Source organism: Pseudoflavonifractor intestinihominis, from assembly GCF_040096055.1.
Lineage (GTDB): Bacteria > Bacillota > Clostridia > Oscillospirales > Oscillospiraceae > Pseudoflavonifractor > Pseudoflavonifractor intestinihominis.
This window is the reverse complement of record NZ_JBBMFK010000030.1, coordinates 13375-30261: the sequence shown is the minus strand read 5'-3', so window position 1 is coordinate 30261 and position 16887 is coordinate 13375. Positions and strand designations below refer to the sequence as shown.

Annotated in this window: 15 protein-coding genes; 9 read left to right on the top strand and 6 right to left on the bottom strand. The window is 65.8% G+C overall.

Annotated elements, in window-relative coordinates:
* Positions 1-66: 66 nt before the first annotated feature.
* From pth to WMO64_RS14610, 4 genes are all read right to left on the bottom strand, one after another.
* On the bottom strand, positions 67-657 hold the full coding sequence (pth, locus tag WMO64_RS14625; RefSeq protein WP_349232436.1) for an aminoacyl-tRNA hydrolase: 591 nt from the start codon (positions 655-657) through the stop codon (positions 67-69).
* Between the two features lie 221 nt (positions 658-878).
* Positions 879-1838, bottom strand: coding sequence for a ribose-phosphate pyrophosphokinase (locus tag WMO64_RS14620; RefSeq protein ID WP_294521761.1), 960 nt, complete (start codon positions 1836-1838; stop codon positions 879-881).
* A 103-nt stretch (positions 1839-1941) separates the two neighbouring features.
* Complete coding sequence (locus WMO64_RS14615) at positions 1942-3141, bottom strand: DapH/DapD/GlmU-related protein (protein WP_349232435.1); 1200 nt, start codon at positions 3139-3141, stop codon at positions 1942-1944.
* Between the two features lie 289 nt (positions 3142-3430).
* Positions 3431-3919, bottom strand: coding sequence for an HD domain-containing protein (locus WMO64_RS14610; protein ID WP_294521767.1), 489 nt, complete (start codon positions 3917-3919; stop codon positions 3431-3433).
* 234 nt (positions 3920-4153) lie between these two features.
* On the opposite strand from WMO64_RS14610, the gene WMO64_RS14605 reads away from it, so the two are divergent.
* From WMO64_RS14605 to WMO64_RS14595, 3 genes are read left to right on the top strand one after another with little or no spacing between them, the layout of a single operon-like run.
* On the top strand, positions 4154-4546 hold the full coding sequence (locus tag WMO64_RS14605) for a GntR family transcriptional regulator (RefSeq protein ID WP_294521771.1): 393 nt from the start codon (positions 4154-4156) through the stop codon (positions 4544-4546).
* Entirely contained in the window at positions 4543-5445 is a 903-nt protein-coding gene (locus WMO64_RS14600) for an ABC transporter ATP-binding protein (RefSeq protein ID WP_349232434.1), read from the top strand. Before WMO64_RS14605 ends, WMO64_RS14600 begins: the two co-directional genes overlap by 4 nt.
* Positions 5420-7456, top strand: coding sequence for a hypothetical protein (locus WMO64_RS14595; protein ID WP_349232433.1), 2037 nt, complete (start codon positions 5420-5422; stop codon positions 7454-7456). The genes WMO64_RS14600 and WMO64_RS14595 overlap by 26 nt, the downstream gene beginning before the upstream one ends.
* Positions 7457-7612: 156 nt before the next feature.
* On the opposite strand, the gene WMO64_RS14590 is transcribed toward WMO64_RS14595, so the two are convergent.
* Positions 7613-8074, bottom strand: a complete 462-nt coding sequence (locus WMO64_RS14590) for a hypothetical protein (RefSeq protein ID WP_349232432.1) — start codon at positions 8072-8074, stop codon at positions 7613-7615.
* Positions 8075-8224: 150 nt separating this feature from the next.
* The gene (gene ygeW, locus WMO64_RS14585) at positions 8225-9421 is read right to left on the bottom strand and encodes a knotted carbamoyltransferase YgeW (protein ID WP_349232431.1); all 1197 of its coding nucleotides are present in this window, start codon (positions 9419-9421) and stop codon (positions 8225-8227) included.
* 238 nt (positions 9422-9659) lie between these two features.
* Here ygeW and WMO64_RS14580 point away from each other — a divergent pair, with 238 nt between their 5' ends.
* From WMO64_RS14580 to WMO64_RS14555, 6 genes are all read left to right on the top strand, one after another.
* On the top strand, positions 9660-10292 hold the full coding sequence (locus WMO64_RS14580) for a helix-turn-helix transcriptional regulator (RefSeq protein ID WP_294521784.1): 633 nt from the start codon (positions 9660-9662) through the stop codon (positions 10290-10292).
* 46 nt (positions 10293-10338) lie between these two features.
* Positions 10339-11808 carry a pyridoxal-phosphate dependent enzyme gene (locus WMO64_RS14575; protein WP_349232430.1) on the top strand — a complete coding sequence of 490 codons (1470 nt, stop codon included), beginning with the start codon at positions 10339-10341 and terminating at the stop codon, positions 11806-11808.
* An 844-nt stretch (positions 11809-12652) separates the two neighbouring features.
* Positions 12653-13891: a threonine synthase gene (gene thrC / locus WMO64_RS14570; protein ID WP_349232445.1), complete on the top strand. Its 1239-nt coding sequence runs from the start codon at positions 12653-12655 to the stop codon at positions 13889-13891.
* A gap of 43 nt (positions 13892-13934) precedes the next feature.
* Positions 13935-15329: a dihydropyrimidinase gene (gene hydA / locus WMO64_RS14565; RefSeq protein WP_294521790.1), complete on the top strand. Its 1395-nt coding sequence runs from the start codon at positions 13935-13937 to the stop codon at positions 15327-15329.
* Positions 15326-15913, top strand: coding sequence for a nucleotidyltransferase family protein (locus tag WMO64_RS14560; protein ID WP_349232444.1), 588 nt, complete (start codon positions 15326-15328; stop codon positions 15911-15913). The genes hydA and WMO64_RS14560 overlap by 4 nt, the downstream gene beginning before the upstream one ends.
* Positions 15910-16869, top strand: a complete 960-nt coding sequence (locus WMO64_RS14555; protein WP_349232429.1) for an alpha/beta hydrolase — start codon at positions 15910-15912, stop codon at positions 16867-16869. Before WMO64_RS14560 ends, WMO64_RS14555 begins: the two co-directional genes overlap by 4 nt.
* The last annotated feature ends 18 nt before the right edge of the window (positions 16870-16887 follow it).

Here is a 16887-nt window from a genome sequence, read left to right as displayed (position 1 = left end):
GCCTTCCCCCCAGGGGGAAGGCGCCCCAGTGCGCACACTGGGGCGGATGAGGGGAAGACCCCGAACTCAGTTGAAGCGGCTCATGGCCTTGTCGGGGCCGTCCTGGATATAGCACTCCACCGCGTCGGCGGCCCGCTTGACGGCGGCGTCGATGGCCTTCTTGTCCTCGCCGGTGAACTTGCCCAGCACCCAGTCGGCCAGGTCGTAGTCCGGGTGGGGCTTCTCCCCCACCCCCACCTTGAGCCGGGGGAACTGGTCGGTGCCCAGCTGCTGGATGATATTTTTCAGGCCGTTGTGGCCGCCGGCGGAGCCGCTGCGGCGGATGCGCAGCCGTCCCACGGGCAGGGACACGTCGTCGCTCACCACCAGTACATGCTCGGGAGGCACTTTATAGAAGTCGGCGGCCTGGCGCACCGCCTCGCCGGACAGGTTCATATAGGTCACCGGCTTCATCAGCAGCACCTGGGCGCCGCCCAACTGGGTGGTGTTGGTCAGGGCCTTGAACTTGAGCCGCTGGACGGGGATGTTCTTCCGTTCGGCCAGCTGGTCGGCCACCATAAAGCCCACGTTGTGGCGGGTGTTCTCATACTTGTCCCCCGGGTTGCCCAGGCACACCACCAGCCACTCCACGCCCCCGGTCTTTTTTCCAAACAGCATAATCATGAACTCCCTTGACAGGTTAAAAGGGGGCGGAGCAAAGCTCCGCCCCCGGATTCGGTTTTTGGTTCTGTTCCGTCTGGCGTTTCTTGTCACGCTTCGCCTGTTCGCGACGGGCGGCTTCCCTCCGACTCGGGCTTGAAACAGGCCCGCTATGCGGTCCTTCGGTTTCGCGCCCTCGCTCCGGTCCATCCGCCCTGCTCACGACGGCTCAGCGCTTCTCAGGAGAACAGCTTGGAGACGGAGACTTCCTCGTAGATGCGCTCAATGGCCTCGGCGAACATGTGGGCCACGGAGAGATACTTGATCTTATCACACTTCACGCCGGAACGGGCGGGAACGGTGTCGAGGAAGATGACCTCCTTGATGACGCTCTTCTCGATGCGGTCCACAGCGGGGCCGGAGAGGACGCCGTGGGAGGCGCAGGCGTACACCTCGGTAGCGCCGCCCAGCTCCACCAGGGCCTGGGCCGCGCCGCACAGGGACCCGCCGGTGTCCACCATGTCGTCGAAGAGGATGACCCGCTTGCCGCGGACGTCGCCGATGATGTTCATGACCTCGGAGGAGTTGGCCTTCTGGCGGCGCTTGTCCACGATGGCCAGGCCCATGCCCAGCTTCTGGGCGAAGGCCCGGGCCCGGGCCACGGAGCCCACGTCGGGGGACACCACCATGGTGCCCTCCACGTCGTCGCCGAAGCGCTCGGCGAAGTGGCGGGTGAAGATGGGGTTGCCCAGCAGGTTGTCCACGGGGATGTCGAAGAAGCCCTGGATCTGGGACGCGTGCAGGTCCATGGTCAGCACCCGGTCGGCGCCGGCGCGGGTGATCAGGTTGGCCACCAGCTTGGCGGAGATGGGGTCGCGGGGCTTGGTCTTGCGGTCCTGGCGGGCATAGCCGAAGTAGGGGATCACGGCGGTGATCCGGCCGGCGGAGGCCCGCTTGAGGGCGTCGATCATAATGAGCATTTCCATCAGGTTGTCGTTCACAGGCGCGCAGGTGGACTGAACCACGAATACGTCGGAGCCGCGGACCGTCTCATAGATGGAGACAAAGTTCTCCCCATCGGAGAAGGCGCCTACCTCGGCGTTGCCCAGCTCCATGCCCATTTCCTTGCAGATGGCCTCCGCCAGGGGTTTGTTGGAGCTGCCAGCGAAGATCTTGATGTCCTTGCCGTGTGAGATCATCTTCTACATCCTCTCATTTCTTTTGTTGTTTCTATATTTTTCCCGCGCCAGGCGCGGTCGTTCCCTCTCTCGCGCGGATTGATTCCGCTCTATGGTCCGGCCCTTACCGGCCGGAGCGCTTGCGCCGCTTGGCGGCCCACTGCTTCTTGACCACCTGGACGCTGCGGGCGATGGCCAGGGAGTCGGCGGGCACGTCGTCGGTGATGGTGCTGCCGGCGGCGGTGTAGGCGCCGTCGCCCACCTTCACGGGGGCCACCAGGTTGGTGTTGCAGCCGATGAAGGCCCCGTCGCCGATGACGGTGCGGTACTTGCTGGTGCCGTCATAGTTGACGGTGACCGTGCCGCTGCCCAGGTTGGCCCGCTCGCCCACGTCGCAGTCGCCCACGTAGGTCAGGCGGGAGATCTTGCTGCCCTCGCCCACGGTGGAGTTCTTCAGGGTCACAAAGTCGCCCACCTTCACGTTCCTGCCCACCCGGCAGCCCGGGCGGATGTGGGCGAAGGGGCCGATCATGACCCCCTCTTCCACGGTGCTCTCGTTGAGCTGGGAGGCGTTGACGGTCACGTGGTCCCCCACGATGCAGTCCCGGATCATGGCGTTGGGGCCGATCTCGCAGAAGCGGCCCACGCTGGTGCGGCCCCGGAGAATGGTGCCGGGGAGGATCACCGTGCCGCCGCCCACGGTGGCGCGGGGGCCGATGTAGGCGTTCTCCACGTCCACGAACCGGACCGGCGGAAGGATGAACTCGCTGCGCAGCCGGTCGATGGAGGCGTGGCGGGCAAAATACTGGGCGCTGTCCCAGGTGGGGGCGCTGTCGTCCAGGGGGAGCAGGCCCTCATAGCTGCCGCTCTTCAGGCCGAAATGGCTGCCGGCACGCACGGCGGTGACAAAGTCCTCGCCGCCCTCCACCGCCTCCTTGAGGGCCGCGGCGGAGATGCGGTACACGCCGGTGTCCTCGCCCCGGGGCAGCTCCTCGTCCCCGGCCAGGCGGGCCGCGCCCCGGTCATCCAGGAACACAGGCCGGGTAAACACCGCCACATTCCCCTCCAGCGCGGTGAGGAAGGCGGTGAGCTGTCCGGCGGCATCCTCGGCGCCATCGGTGACGAACTCGGTCCCTCCCGGGAAACAGGCCCCGGCCCGCTCCCGGTCGTCGTCGTGACAGACCACGAGGAACCGCTCCACCCCGGAGCGCTCCAGCGCGGCGGACAGCCACGCGGCGGCCGGGTCAAAGAGGAGATCCTCCAGCATCAGCGAAGAGGTGTCGCCCTCCCGCGGAAGAAAAACAATGGCGCCCATGGGCCCCATATGCTGTCACCTCGTCTGATAGAATGGGCGCACCGCCCGGACGGGTGGGCGCCATATTTACGGATACGGATAGATTATATCAAATATTTACGCAAAATGCACCGTGATTTTGAAATTTTACCACGCCGAAACCCACTCTCGTAAAAATGCACAATTTCCCCCCTTCATATCCCCCGCCCACGGCCATTCTGCCAGCCGTTTCGGGGACAATTTTCCCTTTTTTCGTCAAAACAGGGGAGAAAAAAGGGAACCGGCAACGGGTTCCCTTTTTCTTCCGTCTCCTCTGCCGTCAGCCCATGGCCTTTTCCCGCACCCGGGAGCGGCGCCAGTAGCCCAGCACCTCGGCGGTGGCGCAGGCCTTGTCGGCCAGGTTGACCACCGCCGCCTCGGCGCTGCGGGGCCGCCGCTTGGCCAGGGGCCACATGTGGGAGATGATGATATTCCGTTCCTTTTCCGTCAGCCGCCCGCACAGGGCCTCGGCGTTGCGCAGGGCAAAGACCGGGTGGTCAAAGCACTGGTTGCCCGGGTGGGCCGACTTGTCCCGGGGGTCGTAGAGGTACAGGTCGTGGAGCAGGCCGCACCGGGCCGCGGCCATGTAGTCCAGATTCCAGCGCCGGGCCATGCGGAAGGCCGCATAGGCCACGAACACCGAGTGCTCGTAGCAGGTGGTACCCGGGTGGTGGGGGATGTTCCGCATGGACTGCACCTCAGGCGTGAAGAGCAGGTCCCCCACGCAGTCCAGAAAGCACCGCCAGTTGACATCGTTGATTACCGTCATCCAACGTTCCCCTTTTCATCGCTTATCTCGTCCCGGCGGGCCGGGACGGCCGGTTCTATACAGTTTCAACTATATTATAGCGCGTCAAGGATGTCCTGTCATGTCGGAACGGCATTTTTGAAAGAAATATCATAATTTCTTAAAGTCTTTTCAGACCGGGCCGTGTATACTGACTGTACCAAGAGAGCTCATACAGTGGGCGCGGCGTCCCGCGCCCATGGAAAGGAGCGTGCCATGATCTCTCTCAACTACCGGGACCAGCGTCCCATCTACGAACAGATCAAGGAGGGCCTGCGCCATCTGGTGGTCACCGGGGCCATCCAGGCCGGCGACAAGCTGCCCTCCGTGCGGGCCCTGGCGGCCTCCCTGGCCATCAACCCCAACACCATCCAGCGGGCCTACGAGGCCCTGGAGGCGGAGGGGTATCTCACCTCCCAGCCGGGGAAGGGCTCCTTTGCCGCCCCGGGGAGGGATGTGAAGGAGCAGCGGCGGGAGGAGCTGCTGCGCCAGTTCGACCGCTCGGCGGCGGAGCTGCTGTTTCTGGGGCTGTCGGCGGAGGAGCTGGCCATGCGTGTGACGGCGGCGGGACAGAATCCCGCCGGTTTGAAGGAGGAAAGAGCGCAATGATCGAGGTAAAGGAGCTGGTCAAGAGCTTTGACGGCTTTCGGGCGCTGGACGGGCTGAACATGACGGTGCCCACCGCTTCCATTTACGGGCTGGTGGGCCCCAACGGCGCGGGCAAGTCCACCCTGCTGCGGCACATCACCGGCGTGTGGCGGCAGGACAGCGGCCAGGTGCTGGCCGACGGGGTCCCCATCTACGAGAATCCGGCGGTGAAGGCCCGCATCGCCTCCATCCCCGACGACCTGTACTACTTCCTCTCCGCCTCCACGGCGGACATGGCCGCCTTTTACCGGGGCTTCTACCCCCGGTTCGACATGAAGCGGTACGACGCCCTGCGGGAGGTGTTCTCCGGCATCGACGAGAAGCGGGCCATCCGCCGTCTGTCCAAGGGCATGCAGAAGCAGGCCGCCTTCTGGCTGGCCCTGTGCTGCCGGCCGGACATCCTGGTGCTGGATGAGCCGGTGGACGGCCTGGACCCGGTGATGCGCCGGCAGGTGTGGAGCCTGCTGATGGGGGACGTGGCGGAACACGGCACCACGGTGCTGGTGTCCTCCCACAACCTGCGGGAGCTGGAGGACGTGTGCGACCATGTGGGCATCCTCAGCCGGGGCAAGGTGCTCATCGAGCGGTCCCTCAGCGATTTGCAGGAGAACCTGGTGAAGATGCAGGTGGTGTTTCAGGAGAAGGAGCTGCCCAAGCTGCCCGACGACATGGAGGTGCTCCATGTGTCCCACGTGGGCCGCATCCACACCCTGATCGTCCGGGGCAACGCCACCGACGTGACCAACCGGCTGGCGGTGTACGCCCCCATCCTCATGGAGGCCCTGCCTTTGACCCTGGAGGAGATTTTCATCTATGAACTGGGAGGTGAGGACTATGCCGTCCGCGACATCGTGCTCTAAGGGGCCCAACCCCTGGTGGAATTCCACCCTGTACCGCAAAAACCTGAAGCGCTTCTGGCCCATCTGGGGGTCCTACGGGGCCATTCTGCTGCTCATCCCCCTGACCTTCCTGCTGACCTGGCTGGACCGGCACGACGCCCTGGACCTTAACAGCGTGGCCCTGGACCTGGTGGGCTTTGTCAGCCCCACGGGCCTGATGCTGTCGGCGCTGTGGTCCATCGTCAGCGCCATGGCCGTGTTCTCCTACCTCTACAACAGCCGCAGCGTCCAGCTCTACCACGCCCTGCCCATCCGGCGGGAGGGGCTGTACCTGACCAACTACCTGTCCGGCCTCAGCTTCCTGGTGCTGCCCCTGGCGGCGGTGTTCCTGTGCATCCTGGCGGTGGAGGCCCTCACCGGGGCCCTGGCCGTGGGGCCCCTGCTCCAGTGGCTCATCGCCCAGGTGTGCTTCGCCTTGTTCTTCTACTCCTTTGCCGCCTTCTGCGCCCTCTTTGTGGGCCATATCGTGGCTCTGCCCGTGTTCTACGGCATCCTCAACTTCCTGGCCTTCGGCATGTACCAGCTCCTCAGCGAGCTGTTCCGCCAGTTCGTCTACGGCTACTACGGCTGGCCCGCCATGTCCCAGCTGGCCCAGTGGCTCTCCCCCTTCATCGTGCTCTACCGGGAGAGCGGCGTCCGGATGGGCGAGGACGGCGGCTATTTCTTCACCGGCCTGGCCGCCGCCCTGGCCTACGCCCTGGTGGGCCTGGCGCTCTCCGCCGTTGGCCTGCTGGTGTACCGGGTCCGGTCCCTGGAGACCGCCGGTGACGTGGTGGCCGTCAAGTGGGTGCGGCCCGTGTTCAAGTACGGCGTGGCCCTCTGCACCGCCGTCACCATCGGCATCTTCCTCCACCAGCTGTTCCGCTCCCTCCTGCCCGGGGGCATGTGGCCCCTGCTGGGCCTGCTCCTGCTGGGCGGCCTGGTGGGCTACTTTGCCGCCGAGATGCTCCTGCGCAAGACCTTCCGGGTGCTCCGCCGGAGCTGGAAGGGGGCCCTGGCCCTGTGCCTGGTGCTCACCGCCGCCGCCCTGGCCATGCACTACGACCTCATCGGCTTCAACCGGGCCCCCTCCCGGTACGACGTGGTGTCCCTCTACCTGGAGGGCCCCTATACCTTCCCCAGCGACAGCGCCTCCCACTTCGGCGCCCACCTGACCGACAGCGAGGATATTGAGGCGGCCCTGGCCCTTCACCAGGCCATCGCCCAGAACCAGAGGGAGCTTCAGGCCCGGCTGGAGCAGGACCGCTACTCCACGGGCTATGACCCGGAGAACCCAGACCAGACCCTGACCCAGTCCCAGACCGTGTACTTCTACTACGACATGGCCGACGGCTCCCAGCTGATGCGGTCTTACGACCTGCAGCTCTACTCCACCGACCTGGAGGACCCCAATTCCGTGGCCTCCCTGCTCAACAGCATCGTCAACGCCCCCGGCTCCGCGGAGGACGCCTACTTCTCCGGCGTGGAGAGCCAGGACGCCTTCGGCAATCTGGTGGAGGCCTCCCTGCAAAGCGTGTACGACGCCGGCCAGCAGACCTACACCGACCTGGATGTGCTCACCGAGGCCGACCGGAACGCCCTGCTGGCGGCGGTGCGGTCCGACCTGGCCGCCGGACGGCTGGGACAGCGGTATCTCTTTGACGACAAGGCGCGCAACGACACCTGCTCCCTGGCCGACATCGAGCTGACCTTCTTCAAGACCGTCACCGACACCGACCAGTACGGCCAGCTGCGGGAGCACGACTGGAGCACCACCGTCACCATCGGCCTCCAGACCACCGCCACCGACACCATCGCCTGTCTGGAGGAGCTGGGGCTGATCGACGGAACTCACCAGCTGACCACCCACACGGAGGATATGCTCCGCTCCCCCGGCGACCCCGGCGCCGCCGACACCGTCCAGGAGGAGAACAGCTCCACCGAAGAGGCGGACGGCGGCCTCCCCCAGGTCGAGGCCGTTCCCCTGGACTGAAAAAAGTCTTCCCCACTGGAGAAAGGCGGGTGGCCGCAGTCCGGGCGGATGGGGGAAAACGTCCCTCAGAACGCTGCACCCTCCAATAACAGACCGCCCCCCGGCGCGTGATACGCGCCGGGGGGCGGTCTTTATGCCGCTATAGGACTGTTGAAATTACTCTTCAGTGGTACCGGCCACCGTCACCGTCTCGCCGGGCTTGCCGGAGTCCAGGATGGCCTGCATCATGGCCCGGGCGTTGTTGGAGGCCATGGTGGCGCCGGTGATGCCGTCAATCTTGGCGGTGCCGCCGGCCTTGAGGATCTGATCGCTCAGCTCGGGCATCCAGTCGGCGGGGGCGGGGTCCATGGGGTAGGTCTCAGGGGTGGTCTCGCTCTTCTTGTTGCCGTCGGCGTCGTAGCTGTCAAAGACGGCGGAGACCATGGCGCCGTCCTTGTACTCCACCACCAGGCGGTCCCGCCAGCCGTAGGCGGCCTCGGCGGAGGCGTCGTCCATCTCGGCGGTATAGGTGCCGTCGGCCATGGCGCTGGGCGCGGGAGCGGCGGCGGTCTTGGTGCAGCCGGCCACGGTCAGGAGCATGGCCGCGGACAGAACGGCAGGCACAAGCAGTTTCTTCATCGTATCTTTCCTCTGGAAATCTGTTTAAACTGTCTGAACATACAGACGCCCGGATATTACAGCAAGTTTGTAGGTATTTTGTCAATGTGCGCCGCTTTAAAATTTTTCCGCCCTGTTTCCCCTGTTTTCTGTATTTTTACCAGCTTTTTGTTATTTCCCCCGGCGAGGGCGGGCCTCCTGCTGGAAGCGCTGGAGGGTCTCCACCGGGTTCTCGCACTGGGCCAGGAGGATCATGGCGGCGATGATGTAGGGCTTGTAGCTGGCCTCCTTGTAGAGGTCGTCCCGGTACCGGTCGAACACGGTGGCCGCCACCTCGCCCTGCTGGCAGGACACGCCGGTGATGTCGGCGGGCAGGCAGTGCATGTACAGGGCCTTGCCGCCCTTGGTGGTGGCCATGCGGCTCTCGGTGCACTCCCAGTCGGTGTGCAGCGCGTTCTGGGCCAGCAGCTCCTTCTCCAGAGCCTTGATGCCCTCGGCGTCCCCACGGCCGTACAGGTCGGTGCGCTTCTCCATGGCGGCGAAGGGCGCCCAGCTCTTGGGGTAGACAATGTCCGCGTCCTGGAAGGCCTCGTCCATGGAGTTGGTGCGGGTAAAGCTGCCGCCGCTCTTCTGGGCGTTCTGCCGGGCAATCTCCTCCACCTCGGGCATGACCTCATAGCCCTCGGGGTGGGCCAGGACCACGTTCATGCCGAACCGGGTCATCAGGCCGATGACGCCCTGGGGCACGCTGAGGGGCTTGCCGTAGCTGGGGGAGTAGGCCCAGGTCATGGTGATCTTCTTGCCCCGCAGCTTGTCCACGCCGCCGAAGCGGTGGATCAGGTGGAGGGCGTCGGCCATGCACTGGGTGGGGTGGTCGATGTCGCACTGCAGGTTGACCAGGGTGGGCCGCTGCTCCAGCACGCCGTCCCTGTGTCCCTGCTCCACCGCGTCGGCCACTTCCTTCATATAGGTGTGGCCCTTGCCGATGTACATGTCGTCCCGGATGCCGATGACGTCGGCCATAAAGGAGATCATGTTGGCGGTCTCACGGACGGTCTCGCCGTGGGCGATCTGGCTCTTGCCCTCGTCCAGGTCCTGGACCTCCAGGCCCAGCAGGTTGCAGGCCGAGGCAAAGGAGAACCGGGTGCGGGTGGAGTTGTCCCGGAACAGGGAGATACCCAGGCCCGAGTCAAACAGGCGGGTGGAGATGTTCCGCTCCCGCAGGTCCCGCAGGGCGTCCGCCACCGCGAACACACCCGCCAGCTCCTGGCCGGTCTTGTCCCAGGTGAGGAAGAAGTCCTTCCCGTACATGTTCTTCAGGTCCAGCGTGCCCAGCTCCCGGATGATTTCATCAAACTGTGCGCTCATGCTCATATCCTCCTTGGTACGAAGTTTCACTGGAATAAGCATAGCATGTCCCCCGCCGGAATCAACCGGTATTTTGTGAACATTTTCACCTGATTGCATCTTTTTGAGGGAGACTTACAGTTTTTTTGTTTTCGCCTTGATTTCTCCCCCTGCTGTGATATGATGAAAGAAACAGTTCCGCCGGAGGAGATTTTTCCCCTTTTTCCGGTGCACACCCTCAGAAAGGAGCCTTTTTCCCATGCTCAGTGAAGAACGCCTCTCCCTCCTGCGGCAGATGGCCCACGGTCTGGCCGTCCAGTTCGGCCCCTGCTGCGAGGTGGTCATCCACGACCTGACCGACGACCCGGAGCACACGGTGGTCCACATCGAGAACGGCCACGTGTCCGGCCGCTCCCTGGGGGACGGCCCGTCCCACGTGGTGCTGGAGTCCCTCAGGGGCGGGCGCCAGGAGGACCACCTGGCCTACCTGACCCGCACCCCCGACGGCAAGGTGCTCAAGTCCTCCACCCTGTTTATCCGGGACCCCTCCGGCAAGCCGGAGGCCATCTTCTCCATCAACTACGATATCTCCGCCCTTCTCACCGTGGAACAGGCCCTGCGGCCCCTGGTCTCCCCCAAGGAGGCCCCCACCAAGGAGCCCGAGCGCATCACCCGCAGCGTGTCCGACCTGCTGGACGACCTGCTGCGGGAGTCGGTGGAGCTGGTGGGCAAGCCGGTGGCCCTCATGGACCGGGAGGACAAGATCCGGGCCATCCGCTTCCTCAACGACGCCGGCGCCCTGCTCATTACCAAGTCGGGTGACAAAATCGCCACCTTCTTCGGCATCTCCAAGTACACCCTGTACAGCTATCTGGACGACAAGAACGGCTGAGGCCGTCCGTTGGCCCATCCAACCATATAAAAAAGGAGGCACCGCCATGATCGACCTGACCATCCACCCCGAGGCCCTGGAGCGCAACCTGCGCAACGCCCGGGAAAACAACATCCTCATCCCCACCTTTCGGCAGATGAAGCACCCGGAGTCCATCCCGGACAAGGTGAAGGAGGGACTCAAGTCCGTGGGGCTGTGGGATGTGAACCCCCTGAACCTGTTCCGCATCACCTGGAAGAACGAGGCCAAGGAGTATGGCGGCCTGTTCCAGCACGTGCCCAACTACGTGGAGCTGCCCTCCTCCCTCACCGGCGTGCCCTGCCGCATCGTGGCCATGGCGGGCAAGTGGTTCCCCACCGGCTGCCACAAGGTGGGCGCCTCCTTCGGCTGCCTGGCCCCCCGGCTGGTCACCGGCCAGTTCGACGTGACGCGCCACAAGGCGGTCTGGCCCTCCACCGGCAACTACTGCCGGGGCGGCGCCTTCAACTCCAAGCTGCTGGGGGCCCGGGGCGTGGCCATCCTGCCCGCCGGCATGAGCCGGGAGCGGTTTGAGTGGCTGGAGTCCATCGGCGCGGAGGTCATCGCCACCCCCGGCTGCGAGAGCAACGTGAAGGAGATCTTCGACAAGACCAACGAGCTGCGGCAGGACCCGGGCTGCATGATCTTCAACCAGTTTGAGGAGATGGGCAACCATCTGTGGCACTACCAGGTCACCGGCGAGGCCCTGTCCGCCCTGTTCGAGGGCATCAAGCGGCCCGGGGACCGGCTCTCCGGCGCCTGCTTCACCAGCGGCAGCGCGGGCACCATCGGCTGCGGCGACTACCTGAAGGAGGTCTACCCCGGCATGAAGCTGGCGGTGGGCGAGGCCCTCCAGTGCCCCACCATCCTGAACAACGGCTTCGGCGACCACCGCATCGAGGGCATCGGCGACAAGCACATCCCCTGGATTCACGACGTGAAGAACACCGACATGGTCATCGACATCGACGACGAGGACTCCCAGCGGCTGCTGCGGCTCTTCGCCGAGGAGGAGGGCCTGCGGTATCTGGCCGAGGAGGCCGGTGTGGACGCCCAGACCCTGGAGAAGCTGTCCTGGATGGGCATCAGTGGCATTGCCAACGTGCTCTGCTGCGTGAAGATGGCCAAGTATTACGAGTTCACCGCCCATGATGTGGTGGTGACCGTGCTCACCGACTCGGCGGCCATGTACGGCTCCCGGGTGGCCGAGCTGGCGGAGCAGTACGGCCCCTACGACCGCCGGGCCGCCGCCATCGACCACCACCTCCACCTGCTGGGCCTGAAGACCGACGCCATGGCCGAGCTCAACTACTACGACCGCAAGCGGATTCACAACCTGAAGTACTACACCTGGGTGGAGCAGCAGGGCCGCACCGCCGAGGAGCTGGACGCCCTGTGGTACGGCGACGAGTGGGACAAGGTCCACGCCCAGGTGGGCGAGCTGGACGCCCTCATCGACCAGTTCAACACCGCCTCCGGCGTGCTGGGTCAGCTGTGAGATAAAACCGGCCCTCTCCCTCATCAGTCACGCTTTTCGCGTGACAGCTTCCCCCCCAGGGGGAAGCCGGAGCGATGCACCCACCCAAGCCTTCCCCCCAGGGGGAAGGTGCCCCAGTGCGCACACCGGGGCGGATGAGGGGAAATCCCTCCGCGGGCACATAACTTGCAGGGGAACGGTCTCCGACGGCCTACTTTCCAGCGAGGGAAAGTAGGCAAAGCTCGCCATGGGGCAACAGGCGCGGAGGGCCCTTCCAGGGCCAAACGCGCCCGTTTCCCCCTGGTACCCCCTTCGGAGACACGTCCGGCGGCGGCAAAATTCAATGACCCGCCGTATTTGAAAGCAGTTGCTTGCCGGTTCAATGCCCAGCGTACCGTTCCCCTTCTGCCCGAGCAGCGTTACCCACCCAGACTTGTGAACCGCTACAATCCAATTACCGTTCTCAATGCCGCACAGAGTTTCTGCGCCGTGTTTCAGCCTCCGCTCGAGGCACCCGAGCCTTCCCCCTAGGGGGGAAGGTGGCTGCATCTCGGGGGCCCCGCATGAGCCCAGCGAAGCGGGTCGTGTGGGGAGAGGACGAGCAGCGGAGTGAACGAGGCCTGCCGCTTGCGGCGGGCTGAGCGATACGCAGCTTGCGAGGACGATGACGGATGAGGGGGAAGCCTCCGCTGAATGCCGCAGTTCCCCTCATCAGTCACGCTTTTCGCGTGACAGCTTCCCCCCAGGAGGAAGCCTATGGGGTGCGTCCTGCGCCTTCTCCCCTTGGAGAAAGGTGGCCGCTTTTCGGGGTCCCCGCGGAAGATAGTTTCAGGCTCTTTTCCCGTTGAAAGGAGTAGTTTTTATGATGAAAAACGTCCGCTGTGCCAAATGCGTCCGCTGCGGCAGGGAGTACGAGGCCGTGCCCGGCCTGACCACCTGTGAGTGCGGCGGAATTCTGGATATTGAGTACAATTACGACTATATTCGCTCGGTTTTCTCTCCAAATTCCCTGTCTGACTGCACGGACTGGTCCATGTGGCGGTACCGCCCGTTCCTGCCGGTGGAGCCCGACTCTCCCCCGCCGCCCCTGCGGGTGGGCTGGTCTCCCCTGTACCGGGTCGACCGCCTGGCGCAAGCAATTGGCCTTTACAGGCTCTTCCTCAAGGACGACGGCCTCAACCCCACCGCGTCCCTGAAGGACCGGGCCTCTGCCATGGCGGTGGTCAAGGCCCGTGAGGCGGGAGCGGACACCATCGCCTGCTCCTCCACCGGCAACGCCGCCTCCTCCCTGGCGGGCAACGCGGCGGCGGCTGGCCTAGCCAGCTACATCTTTGTGCCCGCCCGGGCCCCCAGGGGCAAGGTGGCCCAGCTGCAGATCTTCGGGGCCACCGTCATCAGCGTGGACGGCAGCTATGAGGACACCTTTGCCCTGTCCAAGGCCGCTATCGACCGCTGGGGCTGGTACAACCGCAACGCCGCCATCAACCCCTACCTGTCCGAGGGCAAGAAGACGGTGACCCTGGAGATCATGGAGCAGCTCCACTGGCAGGCGCCCGACTATGTGGCGCTGTCCGTGGGGGACGGCTGCACCATCGCCGGGGCGTGGAAGGGCCTGAAGGACCTGTACGCCGCCGGGTTCATCGACCGCCTGCCCAAACTCATCTCGGTCCAGGCCGAGGGCTGCTGCCCCCTGAACCGGGCCCTCCAGACCGGGGAGCCCTGGCGGCCCATGGAGGAAAACACCCTGGCCGACTCCATCGCTGTGGGCGTGCCCCGCAACGCGGACAAAGCCCTGGCCGCCGTAAGAGAGAGCGGCGGCGTGGCGGTCAACGTGTCCGATGAAGAGATCCTCGCCGCCATGCGGCTCATCGGCCGTACCTGCGGCGTGTTCGGCGAGCCTGCCGGGGTCACCGGCACGGCGGGCGTGAAGAAGGCGGTGGAGCTGGGGCTCATCGACCCGGCGTCCACAGTGGTGAGCATCGTCACCGGCAACGGCCTGAAGGACGCGGCCAGCGGCATCAGGGCCGCCGGGGAGCCCATGATGGTCAAGCCGGACATGGCAGACCTGCTGTCCGCCTTTGAGGCCCGCAACATCCGCCCGTAAACCCAAGAGATACACCGCCATGCGGCGGAACGGAGGTTTTATTATGTCTGAGCGTACATCCACCCTCATCCGTGGGGGCACCCTCATCCTGCCCCAGGGTCCCGTGTCCGCCGACCTGCGGATAGACGGGGACAAGATCACCGCCATCGGCCCCGACCTGCCCGCCGAGGGCTGCAAGGTGGTGGAGGCGGCGGGCAAGCTGGTGTTCCCCGGCTTTATCGACACCCACACCCACTTTGAGATGAACAAGGGCCTGCCCAACGAGACGGCGGACGACTGGGTGTCGGGTACCCGGGCGGCTCTGGCGGGGGGCACCACCTGCGTGCTGGACTTCGCCGAGCCGGAGCGGGGCTGTTCCCTGGCCTCCGCCCTGGAGACCTGGCACGGCCGTGCCGACGGCCGCGCCTCCTGCCACTACGGGTTCCACATGACCATCAAGGACTGGGACCCCCGCATCAAGGCCGAGCTGGCCGACATGACCGCCGAGGGAATCACCTCCTACAAGATCTACCTGGCCTACGACAACCTGCGGGTCACCGACCGGCAGGCCCTGGAGGTGGTGGAGGCGGTGGCCCGTGAGGGCGGCATCGTGGGCTGCCACTGCGAGAACGGCGACATGGTCACCGAGGGCATCAAGGCCCAGCGGGCGGCGGGGCACCTGTCCCCGGCGGCTCACCCCCTGTCCCGTCCGCCGGTGGTGGAAGCCGAGGCGGTGGACCGGTGGCTGGCCCTGTCCGAGATGGCGGGCTACCCGGTAAACGTGGTGCACCTGTCCACCCTGCGGGGGCTGGAGGTCATTCGGGCCGCCCGGGCAAGGGGCCAGAAGTGCTATGTGGAGAGCTGTCCCCAATACTTTCTGTTGAATGATGATAAATATCTACTGCCCGGATTCGAAAGTGCCAAGTTTGTGCTGTCCCCGCCCCTGCGGAAGAAAGAGGACAGCGACGCCCTGTGGCAGGCGCTCTCCGCCGGGGAGATCGACACCATGGGCACCGACCACTGCTCCTTCAACTTCAACGGCGTAAAGACCCTGGGCCGGGAGGACTTCTCCAAGATCCCCAACGGCATCCCCGGCGTTGAGCACCGTCCTTCCCTCATGTACACCGCCGGTGTGGCCACCGGCCGCATCACCGCCGCCGACATGGCCCGGATGCTCGCCGAGCAGCCCGCCAAGCTCTTCGGTATGTACCCCCAAAAAGGCGTGCTGGCGGTGGGCAGCGACGCCGACCTGGTCATCTGGAATCCCGAGGCCCGCTGGACCATCACCGCCGCCGAGCAGAACCAGCGGGTGGACTACACCCCCTACGAGGGCTTTGAGGCCGTGGGCCGGCCCGAGACCGTGTTCCTCTCCGGCAAGGTGGCGGCGGAGAACGGCAAGGTGGTGCTGGAGAAGGCGGGAGAATTTGTCCACAGAGGGAGCGCCCAGCTGTGGAGATGAAAATCGCCCTTGTGCTCATGGCCTCGGGGGCCGGGCGGCGGTTCGGGGCCAACAAGCTGCTCCAGACCGTGGACGGCCTGCCCCTGGTGCGCCGGGTGATGGCCGCCTGTCCCCCGGAGCTGTTCGCCCCCGCCCTGGTGGTGAGCCGCTACCCGGAGATCCTCTCCCTGGCGGAGGAGCTGGGGTACACGCCCATCTTTAACAGCGGCGCGGACGAGGGCATCTCGGCCACCGTCCGGCTGGGCACCGCCGCGGCTCAGGCCGCGGGGGCGGACGGGGCGTTGTTTGCTGTTGCCGACCAGCCCTGGATCACCCGGGCAAGCGTGGAGCGGGTGATGGCCGCCTTTTCCTCCCACCCGGACACCATTCCCGCCCTGGGCTGGCAGGGGAAAAAGGGCAATCCCTGTCTCTTTCCCCGGGAATTCTTCCCCGAGCTGTCCGCCCTCACCGGGGACACCGGCGGCGGCGCGGTGATCAAGGCCCACCGGGACCGGCTGCGGCTGGTGGAGGCGGGTGACCCCGCCGAGCTGCTGGATGTGGACACCCCCGCCGACCTGGGACACAGCGGAGGCGCGGCCCCGTGACGCCCTGGCTCATCGGTATTCTGCTGGCCCTGCTGATCGTGGCCGCCCTGTGGCGCAGCCTGGGCCTGCGGGTGTGGCTGCTCCGGAAGATCTTCGGCGGCCCCGGCCCGGGACAGGGCCCCGCCGACCTGGAATCCAGAAAGGCAGCTCTGTCCATCCGCCGGGACCTGGTCTACCCCTCCCCCGACGGAGACGGGCGCTACGATCTGTACCTGCCCGCCGGTGAGGGCCCCTTCCCCGTTGTGGTCTGGGTCCACGGCGGGGCCTTTGTGGCCGGGGACAAGGCCAATGTGTCCAACTGGGCGGTGATGCTGGCCCACGCGGGGTACGCGGTGGCCGCCCTCAACTACCGCTGGGCCCCGGAGCTGGCCTTTCCCGGCCAGGCCCGGCAGATCCAGGCCGCTCTGGCGGCCCTGAGGGCCCATCCCCAGCTGGATGTGACCCGGGTGGCCCTGGCCGGAGACTCGGCGGGGGCCTATCTGGCCCTTCAGGCTGGGCTTATCACCGTCAAACCCGCCTTTTCCGCTGCCCTGGGGGTATCCCCCGCCCTGCCGCCGGAGGCGCTGAAGGCCCTGGTGCTCTGCTGCGGGTGCTACCGGCTCATCCCCCACGGGCGGGATTTTGCCTCCCGCCTGCTGGGCCGCAGCGTGGGCTGGGCCCTCTTCGGCCGCCGGGACTGGGCGGCCCTGCCCACCGCTCCCCTCACCGACCTGATCAGCCAGGTGACAAGCGGCCTTCCCCCCTGTTACATTGCCGACGGCAACACCGGCTCCTTTGAGGAGGACGGCCGGGCCCTGGCCGCCGCCCTGGAGCAGGCCGGGGTGGCGGCGGTCACCCGGTTCTACGGGAGGGAGGCGGGCGCCGTGGGCCACGAGTACCAGTTCGACCTGCTCACCCCCCAGGGGGTGGAGACCTGGGAGGAGGCCCTGGACTTTCTCCACAAATTTCTCCCCTGATGTGGAAAAAAATGAGGC

Coding starts and splice junctions, on each gene's coding strand:
- pth (WP_349232436.1), bottom strand. CDS start 657: ATGCTGTTTGGAAAAAAGACCGGGGGCGTGGAGTGGCTGGTGGTGTGC.
- WMO64_RS14620 (WP_294521761.1), bottom strand. CDS start 1,838: ATGATCTCACACGGCAAGGACATCAAGATCTTCGCTGGCAGCTCCAAC.
- WMO64_RS14615 (WP_349232435.1), bottom strand. CDS start 3,141: ATGGGGCCCATGGGCGCCATTGTTTTTCTTCCGCGGGAGGGCGACACC.
- WMO64_RS14610 (WP_294521767.1), bottom strand. CDS start 3,919: ATGACGGTAATCAACGATGTCAACTGGCGGTGCTTTCTGGACTGCGTG.
- WMO64_RS14605 (WP_294521771.1), top strand. CDS start 4,154: ATGATCTCTCTCAACTACCGGGACCAGCGTCCCATCTACGAACAGATC.
- WMO64_RS14600 (WP_349232434.1), top strand. CDS start 4,543: ATGATCGAGGTAAAGGAGCTGGTCAAGAGCTTTGACGGCTTTCGGGCG.
- WMO64_RS14595 (WP_349232433.1), top strand. CDS start 5,420: ATGCCGTCCGCGACATCGTGCTCTAAGGGGCCCAACCCCTGGTGGAAT.
- WMO64_RS14590 (WP_349232432.1), bottom strand. CDS start 8,074: ATGAAGAAACTGCTTGTGCCTGCCGTTCTGTCCGCGGCCATGCTCCTG.
- ygeW (WP_349232431.1), bottom strand. CDS start 9,421: ATGAGCGCACAGTTTGATGAAATCATCCGGGAGCTGGGCACGCTGGAC.
- WMO64_RS14580 (WP_294521784.1), top strand. CDS start 9,660: ATGCTCAGTGAAGAACGCCTCTCCCTCCTGCGGCAGATGGCCCACGGT.
- WMO64_RS14575 (WP_349232430.1), top strand. CDS start 10,339: ATGATCGACCTGACCATCCACCCCGAGGCCCTGGAGCGCAACCTGCGC.
- thrC (WP_349232445.1), top strand. CDS start 12,653: ATGAAAAACGTCCGCTGTGCCAAATGCGTCCGCTGCGGCAGGGAGTAC.
- hydA (WP_294521790.1), top strand. CDS start 13,935: ATGTCTGAGCGTACATCCACCCTCATCCGTGGGGGCACCCTCATCCTG.
- WMO64_RS14560 (WP_349232444.1), top strand. CDS start 15,326: ATGAAAATCGCCCTTGTGCTCATGGCCTCGGGGGCCGGGCGGCGGTTC.